3 protein-coding genes are annotated in these 2,289 nt (G+C 38.5%); all 3 read right to left on the minus strand.

Annotation, left to right across the window (positions count from 1 at the left end; all coding sequences use genetic code 11):
• Positions 1-421: glycosyltransferase family 4 protein (locus tag FDZ70_09475; protein TLM69757.1), on the minus strand; the 421-nt coding region annotated here is incomplete at its 3' end.
• 11 nt (positions 422-432) lie between these two features.
• Positions 433-996 (minus strand): acyltransferase, encoded by a 564-nt coding sequence (locus FDZ70_09480; protein ID TLM69758.1) that lies wholly within the window; start codon positions 994-996, stop codon positions 433-435.
• 12 nt (positions 997-1,008) lie between these two features.
• The gene (locus FDZ70_09485) at positions 1,009-2,136 is read right to left on the minus strand and encodes a glycosyltransferase family 4 protein (GenBank protein ID TLM69759.1); all 1,128 of its coding nucleotides are present in this window, start codon (positions 2,134-2,136) and stop codon (positions 1,009-1,011) included.
• Between the last annotated feature and the right edge of the window lie 153 nt (positions 2,137-2,289).

Below are 2,289 nucleotides of genomic sequence, written 5' to 3' on the forward strand. Positions count from 1 at the left end.
CTACTATAACATGGTCGATTTTTTCAATTAGAAATACAAACAATGTTTTTTGAAAAATATTGAAATTTTCTATGTTTTTAACGAAACCGCCACTATGTATCGTAACAATTTTTCTAGCACTATCCCCAGCGAAAAACATAATAGGAATACCGGCAAGAAGAAACTTGCTTATTGCAGAAACATGACAATGCACGATTTCGGCATTAATTTTCTTAATAAAAAACAAAGCCTTAAATAAATTAAACGGCACAAACCGTCCACATCTAATTATTTCTCCTTGACGTTCCCCACATACATCGCCGTACATGTCGAGAACAAAAACGCTATGATCTCGCTTGAGAACTTCAAAAAGCCTCTTTACATGGACTGATATCCCACCATAAGGCGGAGGATAGCCGCCGACAAGAAGTATTTTCCCCATAAGAAAAGACTTTAAACGTTTTTATATGTTAGTTGCTCTTCGCCATACAAGTGCTTCTCATGCTCAAAAATTTCCTCCTTACTCCATCTTGCCTTAATTACTCGAGCCGGGACTCCACCCACAATAGAATATCTTGGGACATCTCGGGTGACTACTGCTCCAGCAGCGACAATGGATCCACGCCCGACAGTAACGCCCTTCAATATGGTTGTTCGCGCTCCCAACCAAACATCATCCTCAATAAAAACGGGAAGATCATCGACATCACGCTTCTCTTTAACAGAAATCATAAACTTACCAACAACAGACGTATTATGATCTCCGGCAACGATAGAAACAGATGGGCCGAACATAACGTTGTCGCCAATCTTTATTAGACTATTCGACGCCATTAATTGCGCACCTGGCCCTATATAAACATTGTCACCAACCTCTATTCTTGAGTATGAATATATTCCATATGGGTCGAATATAAAATTCGCCCCGTGTTTTTTAAAAAGCGTTCGCATTAAAAACATAAGAATTCGCCTTTTAACTTTACAAAACATAACATACAAATTCGCCAAAATTTTCATGTCATCACCAAATCATTTATTCAAAATAGACTCATAAACATGCAAGGTTTCACATGCAACCCTTGCTGATGAATACAAATTTTTAGCGACTTCCCTCGATGAATTTGACATTTTTTCTCTATCTAAAGAGTAAATAATCTCAAGAGCAGAAGCAATATCGTCATCTTCATTACCGGAAGCGACAATGCCAGTATCATAATTTTTTATCATATAAGGAATGCCGCAAATACCGCTCGAAACAAACGGCACTCCAGCAGCCATACATTCTGAAATTGACAACGGGGCAGTTTCTTGTTGTGAAAAAAGTGCTGCAAAATCACATGTAGACAAAAGTGACTGCAACTCACCAACAGACAACGAACCAACAAACTTAACCCTCTCACTCAGCCCCAGAGAAGAAGCAACCCGCCTACATTGAATTGCGTATTCAGAATTTTCACCAGAACCGGCAAAGATTACTTCTGCCTCTAAATGACGTTGAGCAAACCTAGAAAACCCGCGAATGAATGACATCTGATTTTTTCTTGGCATTACAGTACCTATATACGCGATCCTCCCTTGGACAGCATTTCTTTTTACTTCGAAATATGTATCACTAACAGGGTTTGGTATATCCCAGACTGAGCCAGCATGTCTTTTGCTGATGAATTTTTTTACATAAGGATTGATAGCAATAATATTCCTCACACTGCTTCTCTGACGTCCTTCTGTAACCCTAATTACGTTAGATCTAATTTTTGCAAGTATTTTATTACCTCTAAACAAAGTGTCCAACTCATTTATACCATGAATAGTAAGAACAGCAGGCTTGCAACTTGCCAATGCCCAGGTTGCAACTCCTTGGCTATGAAGCAAATCATAATTTTGCTTACTCAAGTACGACTCTAACTCTGGAAGTATCATCAAGTTTTTAACAGAAATTGGCATAATGCCACTTGTTGGCAAATAATGGACAGGAATATCATTGTTCAATTTTATTTCTATTTTATTTATACCATAAGATTGAGCATTTGGGACTATCACCTCTACATTAACACCGAGACTCTTCAGCGCTTTGGCGAGATAGAAAGCAACACCCTCTACGCCACCTACAACAGCGTCGTTTTTAACGGGGAAAGGGCTGACCATCATTATTTTCATAATAAGCTTTCAATTTAGCAACAAAACCACAAATAATAAAATTCAAGCCGTACTGCGCCGCAACAATCCAGATACAAACGCAGGAAACAATAGGGTTGTTTTTTCTAAGTCAGAACTAAGGAATGTTGCTATTAGCACATACCCTAAAAATCC

This window comes from Actinomycetota bacterium, from assembly GCA_005774595.1.
In the GTDB taxonomy this organism is placed as follows: Bacteria; Actinomycetota; Coriobacteriia; order Anaerosomatales; family D1FN1-002; genus D1FN1-002.

Coding starts and splice junctions, on each gene's coding strand:
- FDZ70_09480 (TLM69758.1), bottom strand. CDS start 996: ATGAAAATTTTGGCGAATTTGTATGTTATGTTTTGTAAAGTTAAAAGG.
- FDZ70_09485 (TLM69759.1), bottom strand. CDS start 2,136: ATGAAAATAATGATGGTCAGCCCTTTCCCCGTTAAAAACGACGCTGTT.